Below are 14,918 nucleotides of genomic sequence, written 5' to 3' on the forward strand. Positions count from 1 at the left end.
TTCTTTTGCTTTTATCGGTGTTGAATGTCACACCGCTATCGCGAGCAGGCTCACTCCTACAGGTTGACCTGCGTATAGCCTGATAAGTAGTTTCGTTTCCATGACTGCCAAAAACGCCCCCGCCTACATTGGCCGCTTCGCCCCCACCCCCAGTGGCCACCTGCACTTCGGCTCGCTGGTCGCCGCGCTCGCGTCTTTTCTCGATGCACGCTCGGTCAATGGCCGCTGGCTGGTGCGCATGGAAGATCTCGACCCGCCCCGGGAAGAACCCGGTGCGCAGGCGGCGATCCTCAAAGCGCTGGAAAGTTATGGCTTTGAATGGGACGGCGACATGGTGCGCCAGAGCGATCGCCACGAGGCCTACGCGGAGGTCCTCAACAGCCTGTTCAATCACGGCCTCGCTTACGCCTGCACCTGCTCGCGCAAACAGCTCGAAGCGTACAACGGCATTTATCCGGGCCTGTGCCGCAATGCCGGTCACGATCAGCAAGACGCGGCGATCCGCCTGCGCGTGCCGGAACTGGAATACCACTTCATTGACCGCGTGCAAGGCGAATACCGCCAGCATCTGGGCCGCGACGTCGGCGATTTCGTGATCCGCCGCCGTGACGGCCTCTACGCTTATCAACTGGCCGTGGTGCTGGATGATGCGTGGCAAGGCATCACCGACATCGTCCGGGGCGCCGACCTGCTCGACTCGACGCCGCGTCAGTTGTACCTGCAAGAACTGCTTGGCCTGCGCCAGCCGCGTTACCTGCACTTGCCCCTGATCACCCAACCGGACGGCAACAAGCTCGGTAAGTCCTACCGCTCGCCGCCGCTTGAGGCCGATCAAGCCACGCCGTTACTGTTGCGCGCCCTGCGCGCACTCGGGCAAACCCCCGGCGCCGAACTGGCCTATGCCACGCCAAGGGAATTGCTCGACTGGGGCCGCGTCCACTGGGATGCCACGAAGATCCCGCGCACACTGACGTTGCCCGAAGCGCAACTGTCATGACGACACTTGCAGTCGCGCCGCCATCCGTTACCATCGCCGCACGTTTTCGGGCACGCGCATAAAAAAGAGAGGCCGGGATGTACATCTATCGCTTGGTCCTGCTTTTGGTCGTCGGGATCTATCTGTTTTCTCCCGCCATCATGGATTGGTGGATCGACGCTACGGGCGCCTGGTATCGCCCTTATCTGCTCTGGCTGATCCTGATTGTCGTGACCTTCATCCTGCAGAGCCAAAAAGATGCCGATGAGCTTTAGCCTGACCCAGATGATCCTGATCAGCGCCGCGTACCTGGCGGTGCTGTTCGGCGTGGCCTGGATCAGTGAACGGGGCATGATCCCGCGGGCGATCATTCGCCACCCGCTGACGTACACCCTGTCGCTGGGGGTCTACGCCAGTGCGTGGGCGTTTTACGGCACGGTCGGTCTGGCCTATCAGTACGGCTACGGTTTTCTCTCCAGCTATCTCGGGGTGTCCGGGGCGTTTCTGCTGGCGCCGGTGCTGCTTTATCCGATCCTGAAAATCACCCGCACCTATCAACTGTCGTCGCTGGCAGATCTGTTTGCCTTCCGCTTTCGCAGCACCTGGGCCGGCGCGCTGACTACGATCTTCATGCTGATCGGCGTGCTGCCGCTGCTGGCGCTGCAGATTCAGGCGGTGGCCGACTCCATTGGCATCCTGACCGGCGAACCGGTCCAGAGCCGCGTGGCGCTGGCGTTTTGCGCGCTGATCATTCTGTTCACGATTTTCTTCGGCTCACGGCATATCGCGACCCGCGAAAAACACGAAGGTCTGGTGTTCGCGATCGCCTTCGAATCGGTGATCAAACTGGTGGCCCTCGGTGGCGTCGGCCTCTATGCGCTGTACGGCGTATTCGACGGCCCGCAACAGCTGGAATTGTGGCTGCTGCAGAACCAGACCGCCCTCGCCGCCCTGCACACGCCGTTGCAGGAAGGCCCGTGGCGCACGCTGCTGCTGGTGTTCTTCGCCTCGGCGATTGTGATGCCGCACATGTATCACATGACCTTTACCGAAAACCTCAACCCGCGCTCGCTGGTCAGCGCCAGTTGGGGCCTGCCACTGTTCCTGCTGCTGATGAGCCTGGCGGTGCCGCTGATTCTGTGGGCCGGGCTCAAGCTCGGCGCCACCACCAATCCGGAATACTTCACCCTCGGCGTCGGCATCGCCGCCAACAGCAAACCGCTGGCGCTACTCGCCTATGTCGGCGGGCTGTCGGCGGCCAGCGGCCTGATCATTGTCACGACGCTGGCGCTATCGGGCATGGCGCTGAACCACTTGGTGCTGCCGCTCTACCAGCCACCGGCCGAAGGCAATATCTACCGCTGGCTGAAATGGACACGCCGCGCGCTGATCGTCGCAATCATCATGGCCGGTTTCGGCTTTTACCTGATGCTCGGCGCCGAGCAGGATCTGGCCAACCTCGGCATCGTCGCGTTTGTCGCGACCCTGCAATTCCTGCCTGGGGTGTTGTCGGTGCTGTACTGGCCGACCGCCAATCGTCGCGGTTTTATTGCCGGTCTGCTGGCGGGGATTCTGGTCTGGGTCGTGACCATGCTGCTGCCGCTGGTCGGCAATCTGCAGGGTTTTTACATCCCGCTGCTGAACATGATTTACGTGCTCGACGATACCAGTTGGCACATGGCGGCCATCGCGTCGCTGGCGGCCAACGTGCTGATGTTCACCCTGATCTCGCTGTTCACCAACGCCAGCCCCGAAGAAGCCAGCGCCGCCGAAGCCTGTGCGGTGGATAACGTCCGTCGCCCGCAACGTCGCGAGCTGCACGCCGCCTCGCCGCAGGAGTTCGCCACGCAACTGGCCAAACCGCTGGGCGCCAAGGCTGCGCAGAAAGAAGTCGAACAGGCGCTGCGCGATCTTTATCTGCCGTTCGACGAGCGCCGTCCGTATGCCCTGCGCCGTTTGCGCGACCGTATCGAAGCCAACCTCTCCGGCCTGATGGGGCCGAGCGTCGCGCAGGACATGGTGGAAACCTTCCTGCCGTACAAGGCCGGCGGCGAAAACTATGTGACCGAAGACATCCACTTCATCGAAAGCCGCCTCGAGGATTACCACTCGCGCCTCACCGGCCTGGCCGCCGAACTCGACGCCCTGCGCCGTTACCACCGCCAGACCTTGCAGGAATTGCCGATGGGCGTCTGCTCGCTGGCCAAGGACCAAGAGATCCTGATGTGGAACAAGGCCATGGAAGAGCTGACGGGCATCGCCGCACAGCGCGTGGTCGGCTCGCGCCTGAGTACCATCGGCGAGCCATGGAAAGGCCTGCTGCAGGGTTTCATCGACCTGCCGGACGAGCATTTGCACAAACAGCACCTGGCGCTTGATGGCCAGACCCGTTGGCTGAACCTGCACAAAGCAGCGATCGACGAACCATTGGCACCGGGTAACAGCGGCCTGGTGTTACTGGTTGAAGATTTGACCGAAACCCAAATGCTCGAAGACAAACTGGTGCACTCCGAACGTCTGGCGAGCATCGGTCGACTCGCGGCGGGTGTGGCTCATGAAATCGGCAATCCGATCACCGGCATCGCCTGTCTGGCGCAGAACCTGCGCGAAGAACGCGAAGAGGATGGCGAGCTGACCGAGATCAGCGGACAGATTCTCGAACAGACCAAACGCGTCTCGCGCATCGTGCAGTCGTTGATGAGCTTTGCCCATGCCGGCAGCCATCAGCACAGTGACGAGCCCGTCTGTCTGGCCGAAGTCGCGCAGGATGCAATCGGCCTGCTGGCCCTGAACCGGCGCAATTTCGAAGTGCAGTTCTACAACCTGTGCGATCCGGACCACTGGGTCGAAGGCGATCCGCAGCGGCTTGCCCAGGTCTTGATCAATCTGCTCTCGAACGCCCGTGACGCCTCGCCTGCGGGCAGTGCCGTGCGGGTCAAGAGCGAAGCCGGCGAACACACGGTCGATCTGATCGTGGAGGACGAAGGCAGTGGTATTCCGAAGAACATCATGGACCGACTGTTCGAACCTTTCTTCACCACCAAGGATCCGGGTGAAGGTACCGGTCTGGGCCTTGCACTGGTCTATTCCATCGTTGAAGAGCATTATGGACAAATCACCATCGACAGCCCGGCTGATGTACAAAGCCAACGCGGCACCCGTATCCGGGTGACCTTACCGCGTCATGTCGAAGCGACGTCCGCTGTGAACTGAGACCGTCGAGAGTATCGAATCAATGCCGCACATTTTGATCGTCGAAGACGAAACAATTATCCGCTCCGCCTTGCGCCGCCTGCTGGAACGTAATCAGTACCAGGTCAGCGAGGCCGGTTCAGTGCAGGAAGCACAAGAACGCTTCACCATTCCTACGTTCGATCTGATCGTCAGCGATCTGCGCCTGCCCGGCGCGCCGGGCACCGAGCTGATCAAGCTCGGCGAAGGCACCCCGGTGCTGATCATGACCAGTTACGCCAGCCTGCGTTCGGCGGTCGACTCGATGAAGATGGGCGCGGTGGACTACATCGCCAAGCCTTTCGACCACGATGAAATGCTCCAGGCAGTCGCGCGGATCCTGCGCGATCGCCAGTCGGCCCCGGCTGCCGGTGCAGTGGTTGCCAGCAAATCGACCAACGGCAGCGGCAAATCTGCCGTCGACAACAGTAACGGCGAAATCGGCATCATCGGTTCCTGTCCGCCGATGCAGGATCTGTACAGCAAGATCCGCAAAGTCGCACCGACCGATTCCAATGTGTTGATCCAGGGCGAATCCGGCACCGGTAAGGAACTGGTGGCCCGCGCCCTGCACAACCTGTCGAAACGCGCCAAGGCGCCGATGATCTCGGTGAACTGCGCCGCCATTCCGGAAAGCCTGATCGAGTCGGAGCTGTTCGGCCACGAGAAAGGCGCGTTCACCGGCGCCAGCGCCGGGCGCGCCGGTCTGGTCGAAGCGGCGGACGGCGGCACGTTGTTCCTCGATGAAATTGGTGAACTGCCACTGGAAGCCCAGGCCCGTCTGCTGCGCGTGTTGCAGGAAGGCGAGATACGCCGGGTCGGTTCGGTGCAATCGCAAAAGGTCGATGTACGCCTGATCGCGGCAACCCACCGGGACCTCAAGAGCCTGGCAAAAATCGGTCAGTTCCGTGAAGACCTTTATTACCGTCTCCACGTAATCGCCCTGAAACTGCCGGCCCTGCGCGAACGTGGCGCCGACGTCAACGAAATCGCCAATGCATTCCTCGCTCGCCAAAGTGCGCGCATCAATCGTACCGACCTGAAATTTGCCGCCGATGCCGAACAGGCCATCCGGCATTATTCGTGGCCGGGTAACGTGCGTGAGCTGGAAAACGCTGTCGAGCGCGCAGTGATTCTCAGCGAAAGCCCGGAAATCTCAGCCGACCTGCTGGGCATCGACATCGAATTGAGTGATCTGGAGGACGACGAGTTCATCGGGCTGCCGCCGCAGACGGCGGGCAACGCCAGCAACAGCAGCCATGAGCCGACCGAAGACCTGTCACTGGAGGACTACTTCCAGCACTTCGTCCTCGAACATCAGGACCACATGACCGAGACCGAACTGGCGCGCAAACTGGGCGTCAGCCGCAAGTGTCTGTGGGAACGCCGTCAGCGCCTGGGCATCCCACGGCGCAAGACCGGGGTCGCCAGCGAGAGCTGAACGTTACCTGTCGAGTGTGCGGGTAACGCTTGAGGATGTGAAAAAACTGTTACCTCAGTCCTTTCACGTAACAGAAGCCGGGGTTATCGGTAACGAAACCCCGGCTTTTTTTCGCCCCGAGAAAACGGTTATATCGACCTAACCCCTTGTTTTATTGGGCCTCGCAAAAGTTGGCACGGCCCCTGCTATATGTTTGGTACAAGAACAATAACAAGCAATGCACAAGACAATAAAAATAAGACGAATCGACTCACGCACAATAAAAACAAGACGGCGAGAGGCGCAGCTAACTGATTCTTTTGGAGAGGCGTTGTATTTGGGGCTTGCCCCGCGACCAGGCCGAGAACAACAAAAACTGTCCTAAGACAGAGCCTGTACTGGTTGGATCGAGAGATCACTGCAATTCAGCGACCAAAGCAATCCGTTTGCTCTTGGCTCCCGATTGGGAGGGTCACGAAGGAAAACCTTCGTGACGAGGGCACTCAACAAAAACAAAAAGCCCGAATCAATAATAAAAAGAGCACGCAACTACTTCTTGGGGAGCTCCGGCTCCCCTTGTAGTTTCTCCCTTCCGGCAAAATCCTCCCAGTTTCCCTTGCTCGACCCTTGCAGCTTGCGGCTTACAGCTCAAATCTGCTGTCTCCTACACCATCCCCTGACTAAATGCTAGAATCTGCGCCCATCATGCGGTCATTCTTTGGTATGGCCGAACATTCCTTCAAACAGTGCATCCCATGCTGAAGAAGCTGTTCCAGTCATTCCGAACTCCCGTGCGTCGTACGCAACACATCCGTAGCACCCCTGAAGTGCTCAACAGCGGCCAACATTCGCTGCAGAAAACGCAATTCAGCCGCTATGCGGTGAATATCGTCGAACGCCTGCAAGGGGCTGGTTATCAGGCCTATCTGGTCGGCGGTTGCGTGCGTGACATGCTGCTGGGCATCACGCCCAAGGATTTCGACGTCGCCACCAGCGCCACTCCCGAGCAAGTGCGTGCCGAATTCCGCAATGCGCGGATCATTGGCCGTCGCTTCAAACTGGTGCATATCCATTTCGGTCGCGAAATCATTGAAGTCGCAACCTTCCGCGCCAATCACCCGGTCAACGAAGACGACGAAGACAGCAACCAGTCTTCGCGCAACGAGAGCGGGCGAATTCTGCGCGACAACGTCTACGGCACCCTGGAAGAAGACGCGCAACGCCGTGACTTCACCATCAACGCCCTGTATTACGATCCGGTCAGCGAGCGCATCCTCGACTACGCCAACGGCGTACACGACATCCGCAATCATCTGATCCGCCTGATCGGCGATCCCAAGCAGCGTTACCAGGAAGACCCGGTGCGCATGCTGCGGGCCGTACGTTTCGCCGCCAAGCTCAACTTCGGTATCGAGAAGCACACCGTGCAGCCGATCCGCGAACTGGCACCGATGCTGCGCGAGATTCCGTCGGCACGTCTGTTCGAGGAAGTGCTCAAGCTGTTCCTCTCCGGCCACGGCGCGATCACCTTCGAGATGCTGGTCGATCTGCAACTGTTCGCCCCGCTGTTCCCGGCCAGTGCCGATGCACTGGAATACAACCCGGAATACACCCACACGCTGATCAGCGAAGCGCTGACCAACACCGACCTGCGCATCAAGCAGAACAAACCGGTGACCCCGGCGTTCCTGTTCGCCGCATTGTTGTGGCCGGCCCTGCCAGCCCGTGTATTGCGTCTGCAAGAGCGTGGCATGCCGCCGATTCCGGCGATGCAGGAAGCCGCTCACGAGCTGATCGCCGAACAGTGCCAGCGCATTGCGATTCCAAAACGCTTCACCATGCCGATCCGCGAGATCTGGGACATGCAGGAGCGTCTGCCCCGTCGCAGCGGCAAGCGCGCCGACCTGTTACTGGACAACCCGCGTTTCCGCGCCGGTTACGACTTCCTCCTGCTACGTGAAAGCGCTGGCGAGGAAACTGACGGTCTGGGCGAATGGTGGACTGACTATCAGGATGCCAACGACAGCGAACGTCGCGACATGATCCGCGACCTCAGCGGCAAGGGCGATGACGCCAGCGGTGCTCCGCGCAAGCGTCGCCGCAGCAGCGGCTCCAAGCGCAAACGTGCCGGCGCCTCGAGTGCTACAGGCGAGTAAAGGCATGGAACGCATCTACATTGGCATGGGCAGCAACCTCGCTGACCCGGCCGAACAATTGCGCAGCGCCGTCGAGGCGTTGGGGCAATTGCCGCAGACCACGCTTGCCGGCGTTTCCGCCTTCTATCAGAGTGACTCGCTGCTGCCGGGCCAACCGCGTTACACCAACGCGGTCGCGGCCCTCGACAGCACGCTTGCGCCGATTGAACTGCTTGATGCGTTGCAAGCGATCGAGAACGATCAGGGTCGCGAACGCCTGGAACGCTGGGGACCGCGCACGCTGGATCTGGACATCCTGTTATTCGGCGATCGACTGATCGACGAGCCGCGGCTCAAAGTCCCGCATTACCAGATTCAGGAACGCGCGTTCGTGCTCTATCCCCTCGCCGAACTGGCCCCTGAGAATCTGCGCCTGGCCGATGGCCGCACCCTCCCCGACCTGCTGGCAGCCTGCCCGTTCGTCGGCCTGGAACGCCTCCCCCACGCCTGACACAAATCCTTTGTAGGCCTTCGCCCTATCCAGATTGATTGTCGGACAAAAAACCCGCGAATCAGCCCCGCCGCGCCGCTGAATCGCATCAGTAACGCCGGTAACACTCCCCTCGTAACAATGCGGTAACACACACAATTGACTTCCGGTTGGCTCATCACGACTATAGGCGTCCCGCTGCCGCCAACCCGGCACATACGGGCGCAAGCCAGGCCTTATAAGCACGACAAAAGACCGTGCGCCTGAGTAGATGACGAATCACGCGCGTTACTCGCAGTAGTTTCCAGAGCGCCTGAACGAGGATTTTTTACATGCCAGCCATCACCCTGACCACGCTCCAGAGCCTCAAGCAGAAAGGTGAAAAGATCACCATGCTGACCTGCTATGACGCGACTTTCGCCCACGCCTGCAACGAGGCCGGTGTCGAAGTGCTGCTGGTGGGCGACTCCCTCGGCATGGTTCTGCAGGGTCACGACAGCACTTTGCCCGTGACCACCGCAGAAATGGCCTATCACACCGCCTGCGTCAAACGCGGCAACACCGACGCGCTGATTCTGGCCGACCTGCCCTTCATGGCCAACGCCACCGTCGAACAGACCCTGACCAACAGCGCCATGCTGATGCAGGCCGGCGCGCACATGGTCAAGGTCGAAGGTCAGTTGTGGCTGGCCGAGTCGATCCGCCTGCTGGCCGAACGCGGTGTACCGGTTTGCGCGCACATGGGCCTGACCCCGCAAGCGGTCAACATTCTCGGCGGCTATAAAGTGCAGGGCCGCAACGAGAACCAGGCGCGGCAGATGCGTGCTGACGCGATCTCGCTGGAACAGGCAGGTGCAGCGATGTTGCTGCTCGAATGCGTGCCAAGCGAACTGGCCGCCGAAATCAGCCAGGCGGTGAAAATCCCGGTCATCGGTATCGGTGCCGGTAACGCCACCGACGGCCAGGTTCTGGTGCTGCACGACATGCTCGGCCTGTCGATCACTGGCCGCGTACCGAAGTTCGTGAAGAACTTCATGCACGGTCAGGACAGCATCCAGTCCGCATTGAAGGCTTACGTTAACGAAGTCAAAGCTGTCACGTTCCCAGGCATCGAACACGGATTCTCTGCATGAACACCGTAAAAACCGTACGCGAACTGCGCGCCGCCGTGGCCCGCGCCCGCAGTGAAGGCAAGCGCATCGGCTTCGTGCCGACCATGGGCAACCTGCACAGCGGCCACGTCGCACTGATCACCAAAGCCACCCAACGCGTGGATTTCGTGGTCGCGAGCATCTTCGTCAACCCGCTGCAGTTCGGCGCCGGCGAAGACCTCGACAAATACCCGCGCACCCTCGCGGCGGATCAGGAAAAACTGCTCGAAGCCGGTTGCGACCTGCTGTTCGCCCCCACCGTTGAAGAGATGTACCCCGACGGCATGGCCGGGCAGACCCGGGTCAGCGTTCCGCAATTGTCCGAAGGCCTGTGCGGCGCCAGCCGTCCGGGGCACTTCGAAGGTGTGGCGACGGTGGTCAGCAAGCTGTTCAACATGGTCCAGCCGGATCTGGCGATTTTCGGCCAGAAGGATTACCAGCAACTGGCGGTGATCCGCGCCTTGGTGCATGACCTGAATATGCCGATCCAGATCATCGGCGAGCCGACCGTTCGCGCCGCTGACGGCCTGGCGCTGTCGTCGCGTAACGGTTTCCTCAGCGAAGAACAGCGCGCCGTGGCACCGGCGGTCTATCGCGCCCTGAGCACGATGGCCGAGTCGATCAAACAGGGTGAGCGAGATTTCCCGGCGCTGATCAGCGCGCAGTTGAAACAGCTGGAAGCGGCTGGCCTGCGCCCGGACTACCTGGAAATCCGCCACGCCCTGAGCTTGCGTCCGGCCACGGCCGAAGACCGCGATCTGGTGATTCTGGTAGCGGCGTTCCTCGGCACCACACGGTTGATCGACAACCTGCACCTGAACCTCGATACCCCGGTCTGAAAAGCACCGCAATCCCCCCTGTAGGAGTGAGCCTGCTCGCGATGAGGACCTGACATTCAGCATCACTGTTGAATGTCAGTCCGTTATCGCCAGCAAGCTCACTCCTGCAGTGTTTTCAGCGTCCTGAAAATTGCATTTCAAGCCATATTGCCGCCCCCAAAGCCTTCGGGCACACTGCCCGCCGTTCGATTCCAACCCGGGAAATCCCTCATGCACGCCATCATGCTCAAGGCCAAGCTGCACCGCGCCGAAGTCACTCACGCGGTGCTCGATTACGAAGGCTCATGCGCCATTGATGGCGAATGGCTGGACTTGTCCGGCATCCGGGAATACGAGCAGATCCAGATTTACAACATCGACAACGGCGAGCGTTTCACCACCTACGCCATCCGTGGCGAAGAGGGTTCACGGATGATCTCGGTCAACGGCGCTGCCGCGCACAAGGCCAAGGTCGGCGACCGCGTGATAATTTGCGCATACGCGCACTACAGCGAAGCGGAACTGGTGAATTTCAAGCCGCGCATGCTCTACATGGCGCCGGGCAATGAACTGAGCCACACCAGCAACGCCATTCCGGTGCAGGTCGCCTGATCGGCACTGCACCGCTTCCGTTTGTCGGACGGTTTCTAACCCCGATGTTAAAAAAGTACCGGAAACAGGTCAGACAAAGTCAAGACAGATCGCGGCGTGAGGTTTACTGTATTCGCCCTGCGCCAATAAATCGTGTCGACGCAGTTTGACCCCGCGCCTCAACAGGGTGTGGCGGTCTGTTCAGTGTTCAAAAGGCCGTTCAAGTAAAAAGGAAAACCGCAGCGATGGCGTACTACCGCACTCCTCATGACGTTACCGCTCTGCCCGCCTGGCAAGCGTTGAAAGACCACCGCCAAGCCATGCAGGATTTCAGCATGCGCGAAGCCTTCAACGCCGATCCGCAGCGTTTCAACCAGTTCACCCTCAGCAGCTGCGGACTGTTTCTCGATTATTCGAAGAATTTGATCAACGCCGAGACCCGCAATCTGCTCGTGGGTCTGGCCAATGAAGTCGATCTGAAGGGCGCGATCAAAGCGCTGTTCGACGGCGAAATCGTCAACGCCTCCGAAGGCCGCCCGGCCCTGCACACCGCCCTGCGCCGCCCAGTGGGCGACAAGCTGTCGGTCAACGGCGTCAACGTGATGCCGGAAGTGCACAAGGTGCTGAACCAGATCACCGATCTGGTCGGCCGCATCCACGATGGCCTGTGGCGTGGTTACACCGAGAAGCCGATCACCGACGTGGTCAACATCGGCATCGGTGGTTCGTTCCTCGGCCCCGAGCTGGTCTCCGAAGCGCTGTTGTCCTACGCGCAGAAAGGCGTGCGCTGCCACTACCTGGCGAACATCGACGGCAGTGAGTTCCACGAGCTGACGCAAAAGCTGCGCGCCGAAACCACGCTGTTCATCGTCTCGTCGAAATCCTTCAACACCCTCGAGACCCTGAAGAACGCCCAGGCCGCACGCGCCTGGTATCTGGCGCAGGGTGGTTCGGAAGCCGAGCTGTATCGTCACTTCATCGCGGTATCAAGCAACAACGCCGCGGCGGTCGCGTTCGGCATCCGTGAAGAAAACATCTTCCCGATGTGGGACTGGGTCGGCGGGCGTTACTCGCTGTGGTCGGCCATCGGCTTACCGATCGCCCTGGCCATCGGCATGTCCAACTTCAAGGAACTGCTATCCGGTGCCTACACCATGGACCAGCATTTCCAGACCGCGCCGTTCGAACAGAACATGCCGGTGCTGCTGGCCCTGCTCGGCGTGTGGTACGGCAACTTCTGGGGCGCGCAGAGCCACGCGATCCTGCCGTACGACCACTACCTGCGCAACATCACCAAGCACTTGCAACAGCTGGACATGGAGTCCAACGGCAAGAGCGTGCGTCAGGACGGCACCTCGGTCTCGACCGATACCGGTCCGGTGATCTGGGGCGGCGTCGGCTGCAACGGTCAGCACGCCTACCACCAGTTGCTGCACCAAGGCACCCAACTGATTCCGGCCGACTTCATTGTGCCGATCGTCAGCTTCAACCCGGTGTCCGACCACCATCAATGGCTGTACGCCAACTGCCTGTCGCAGAGCCAGGCGCTGATGCTCGGCAAGACCCTGCCGGAAGCCGAAGCCGAACTGCGCGACAAGGGCATGAGCGAAGAGCAGGTGCACAAGCTCGCACCGCACAAGGTGATCCCGGGCAACCGTCCGAGCAACACCCTCGTGGTCGAACGCATCAGCCCGCGTCGTCTCGGCGCGCTGGTCGCCATGTATGAGCACAAAGTGTTCGTGCAGAGCGTGGTCTGGGGTATCAACGCCTTCGACCAGTGGGGTGTGGAACTGGGCAAGGAACTGGGCAAAGGCGTTTACAACCGTCTGGTCGGCAGCGATGAAACCACCGCTGACGACGCCTCCACCCAAGGCCTGATCAATTACTTCCGCGGTCGTCACCGCGGCTGATCAAGGCCTTCGGGCCAACGCTGTTCCCTGTGGGAGCGAGCTTGCTCGCGAATGCAATCTGTCAGTCGACACCTTTGTTGGCTGGCGTGACGCCTTCGCGAGCAAGCTCGCTCCCACAGTTATTTTGGCCCCCTTCAACCATCAGATTCCTGATCCGGCTTGAACCCTTGGCCCTCTCGGCGCATCTTTATTCCTGTGCACAACAAGAATAAGGAACCGTCATGTTCGATATCAGCACGTTCCCCAAAGCCGATGCCGTCCGCCGGGCTGCGCAGTTGAGTCAGGACGACTACAAGCGTCTGTACCGCGAATCCATTGAACACCCCACGACCTTCTGGGCCGAACAGGCCACGCGCTTCCTCGACTGGAGCACGCCGTGGCAGACCGTTCAGCGCTATGACCTGAAAACCGGCGAAGCGTCCTGGTTTGCCGGCGGCCAGCTGAATGTCAGTTACAACTGCATCGACCGCCACCTCGCCCGACGCGGCGAGCAGACCGCGATTCTCTGGGAAGGCGACGACCCGGCCGAATCGGCGCAAATCACCTACAAGAAACTGCACCACCATGTCTGCCGCCTGGCCAACGTGCTGAAAAGTCGTGGCGTGAAGAAAGGCGACCGGGTGTGCATCTACATGCCGATGATCCCCGAAGCCGCCTACGCCATGCTCGCGTGCGCACGGATCGGCGCCATCCACTCGGTGGTGTTCGGTGGATTTTCCCCGGATTCATTACGTGACCGCATTCTCGATGCCGACTGCCGCACGGTGATCACCGCCGATGAAGGCGTGCGCGGCGGCAAGTTCGTGCCATTGAAACAGAACGTCGACAAAGCCCTGCAAAATTGCCCCGACGTCAGCACCGTCGTGGTGGTCGAGCGCACGCAAGGCAAAGTCGATTGGGTCGAAGGCCGCGACCTCTGGTATCACCAGGCCGTGCGTGACGTCAGCGACGACTGCCCGCCAGAGCCGATGGACGCCGAAGATCCGCTGTTCATCCTCTACACCTCGGGCAGCACCGGCAAACCCAAAGGCGTGCTGCACACCACCGGCGGTTACCTGCTGCAAGCAGCGATGACCTTCAAGTACGTGCTCGACTACCGCGAGGGCGAAGTATTCTGGTGCACCGCTGACGTCGGCTGGGTCACCGGCCACAGCTACATCGTTTACGGCCCGCTGGCCAATGGCGCGACCACGCTGATATTCGAAGGTGTGCCGAGCTACCCGAACAGCTCGCGCTTCTGGCAAGTGATCGACAAGCACAAGGTCAACATCTTCTACACGGCGCCGACCGCCCTGCGCGCCCTGATGCGCGAAGGTGCCGAACCGTTGAAGGAAACGTCGCGCCAGAGTCTGCGATTACTCGGCAGCGTCGGCGAGCCCATCAACCCGGAAGCGTGGGAATGGTATTTCAACGTGGTCGGCGAACAGCGCTGCCCGATCGTCGATACCTGGTGGCAGACCGAAACCGGCGGCATCATGCTCAGCCCCCTGGTCAGCGCCCAACGGATCAAACCCGGCTGCGCCACGCAACCGATGTTCGGCGTGCAACCGGTGCTGCTCGATGAACACGGCAAGGAAATCAAGGGTGCCGGCAGCGGCGTGCTGGCGATCAAGTCCAGCTGGCCCGCACAGATCCGCAGCGTCTACGGTGATCCGCAACGCATGGTCGACACCTACTTCAAACCCTACCCCGGTTACTACTTCACCGGTGACGGCGCGCGCCGCGACGAGGATGGCGATTACTGGATCACCGGACGCATCGACGATGTGATCAACGTGTCCGGGCACCGCATCGGCACCGCCGAAGTCGAAAGCGCACTGGTGCTGCACGACAGCATCGCCGAGGCGGCGGTGGTCGGTTATCCCCATGACGTCAAAGGTCAGGGCATCTACGCCTTCGTTACGCCAATGAATGGTGCCGAGCCGAGCGATGAGCTGAAGAAAGAACTGCTCGCCCACGTCAGCAAGGAAATCGGCAGCTTCGCCAAGCCGGATCTGATCCAGTGGGCGCCGGCCTTGCCGAAAACCCGTTCAGGCAAGATCATGCGCCGCATCCTGCGCAAGATCGCCTGCAACGAACTCGACAGCCTCGGCGACACCTCGACCCTGGCCGACCCGAGTGTGGTGCAAGGCCTGATCGACAAGCGCCTCAATCAGTAACCTGCCAGGCGCGGTCAACCGGCCGCGCCCGTCCCTG

The 14,918-nt window shown here is 60.8% G+C and carries 11 protein-coding genes; all 11 read left to right on the plus strand.

Annotation, left to right across the window (positions count from 1 at the left end; genetic code table 11):
* The first annotated feature begins 100 nt into the window (after positions 1 to 100).
* The 11 genes from gluQRS (at position 101) to acs (ending at position 14,881) form a co-directional block, all read left to right on the plus strand.
* Complete coding sequence (gene gluQRS, locus ACXX9E_RS00980) at positions 101 to 997, plus strand: tRNA glutamyl-Q(34) synthetase GluQRS (RefSeq protein ID WP_429541700.1); 897 nt, start codon at positions 101 to 103, stop codon at positions 995 to 997.
* 77 nt (positions 998 to 1,074) lie between these two features.
* A complete protein-coding gene (locus tag ACXX9E_RS00985) occupies positions 1,075 to 1,251 on the plus strand; it encodes a hypothetical protein (RefSeq protein WP_003176118.1) in 177 nt (58 codons plus the stop codon).
* On the plus strand, positions 1,235 to 4,189 hold the full coding sequence (locus ACXX9E_RS00990) for a sensor histidine kinase (protein WP_177490416.1): 2,955 nt from the start codon (positions 1,235 to 1,237) through the stop codon (positions 4,187 to 4,189). Before ACXX9E_RS00985 ends, ACXX9E_RS00990 begins: the two co-directional genes overlap by 17 nt.
* Before the next feature lie 22 nt (positions 4,190 to 4,211).
* Positions 4,212 to 5,648: a sigma-54-dependent transcriptional regulator gene (locus ACXX9E_RS00995; protein ID WP_128613859.1), complete on the plus strand. Its 1,437-nt coding sequence runs from the start codon at positions 4,212 to 4,214 to the stop codon at positions 5,646 to 5,648.
* Between the two features lie 734 nt (positions 5,649 to 6,382).
* Positions 6,383 to 7,783: a polynucleotide adenylyltransferase PcnB gene (locus ACXX9E_RS01000; protein ID WP_123464097.1), complete on the plus strand. Its 1,401-nt coding sequence runs from the start codon at positions 6,383 to 6,385 to the stop codon at positions 7,781 to 7,783.
* Between the two features lie 4 nt (positions 7,784 to 7,787).
* Positions 7,788 to 8,273, plus strand: a complete 486-nt coding sequence (folK, locus tag ACXX9E_RS01005) for a 2-amino-4-hydroxy-6-hydroxymethyldihydropteridine diphosphokinase (RefSeq protein WP_186747911.1) — start codon at positions 7,788 to 7,790, stop codon at positions 8,271 to 8,273.
* Between the two features lie 311 nt (positions 8,274 to 8,584).
* Positions 8,585 to 9,385 (plus strand): 3-methyl-2-oxobutanoate hydroxymethyltransferase, encoded by an 801-nt coding sequence (gene panB, locus ACXX9E_RS01010; protein WP_222834287.1) that lies wholly within the window; start codon positions 8,585 to 8,587, stop codon positions 9,383 to 9,385.
* A complete protein-coding gene (panC, locus tag ACXX9E_RS01015) occupies positions 9,382 to 10,242 on the plus strand; it encodes a pantoate--beta-alanine ligase (protein WP_322375545.1) in 861 nt (286 codons plus the stop codon). The genes panB and panC overlap by 4 nt, the downstream gene beginning before the upstream one ends.
* Positions 10,243 to 10,452: 210 nt before the next feature.
* Positions 10,453 to 10,833 (plus strand): aspartate 1-decarboxylase, encoded by a 381-nt coding sequence (panD, locus tag ACXX9E_RS01020; RefSeq protein ID WP_267804886.1) that lies wholly within the window; start codon positions 10,453 to 10,455, stop codon positions 10,831 to 10,833.
* Positions 10,834 to 11,057: 224 nt separating this feature from the next.
* Positions 11,058 to 12,722, plus strand: coding sequence for a glucose-6-phosphate isomerase (gene pgi / locus ACXX9E_RS01025; protein WP_128613864.1), 1,665 nt, complete (start codon positions 11,058 to 11,060; stop codon positions 12,720 to 12,722).
* Between the two features lie 221 nt (positions 12,723 to 12,943).
* Positions 12,944 to 14,881 carry an acetate--CoA ligase gene (acs, locus tag ACXX9E_RS01030; RefSeq protein ID WP_429541696.1) on the plus strand — a complete coding sequence of 646 codons (1,938 nt, stop codon included), beginning with the start codon at positions 12,944 to 12,946 and terminating at the stop codon, positions 14,879 to 14,881.
* Positions 14,882 to 14,918 lie beyond the last annotated feature (37 nt).

The sequence above is a fragment of the Pseudomonas sp. GNP014 genome (assembly GCF_054344005.1).

Coding starts and splice junctions, on each gene's coding strand:
- gluQRS (WP_429541700.1), top strand. CDS start 101: ATGACTGCCAAAAACGCCCCCGCCTACATTGGCCGCTTCGCCCCCACC.
- ACXX9E_RS00985 (WP_003176118.1), top strand. CDS start 1,075: ATGTACATCTATCGCTTGGTCCTGCTTTTGGTCGTCGGGATCTATCTG.
- ACXX9E_RS00990 (WP_177490416.1), top strand. CDS start 1,235: ATGCCGATGAGCTTTAGCCTGACCCAGATGATCCTGATCAGCGCCGCG.
- ACXX9E_RS00995 (WP_128613859.1), top strand. CDS start 4,212: ATGCCGCACATTTTGATCGTCGAAGACGAAACAATTATCCGCTCCGCC.
- ACXX9E_RS01000 (WP_123464097.1), top strand. CDS start 6,383: ATGCTGAAGAAGCTGTTCCAGTCATTCCGAACTCCCGTGCGTCGTACG.
- folK (WP_186747911.1), top strand. CDS start 7,788: ATGGAACGCATCTACATTGGCATGGGCAGCAACCTCGCTGACCCGGCC.
- panB (WP_222834287.1), top strand. CDS start 8,585: ATGCCAGCCATCACCCTGACCACGCTCCAGAGCCTCAAGCAGAAAGGT.
- panC (WP_322375545.1), top strand. CDS start 9,382: ATGAACACCGTAAAAACCGTACGCGAACTGCGCGCCGCCGTGGCCCGC.
- panD (WP_267804886.1), top strand. CDS start 10,453: ATGCACGCCATCATGCTCAAGGCCAAGCTGCACCGCGCCGAAGTCACT.
- pgi (WP_128613864.1), top strand. CDS start 11,058: ATGGCGTACTACCGCACTCCTCATGACGTTACCGCTCTGCCCGCCTGG.
- acs (WP_429541696.1), top strand. CDS start 12,944: ATGTTCGATATCAGCACGTTCCCCAAAGCCGATGCCGTCCGCCGGGCT.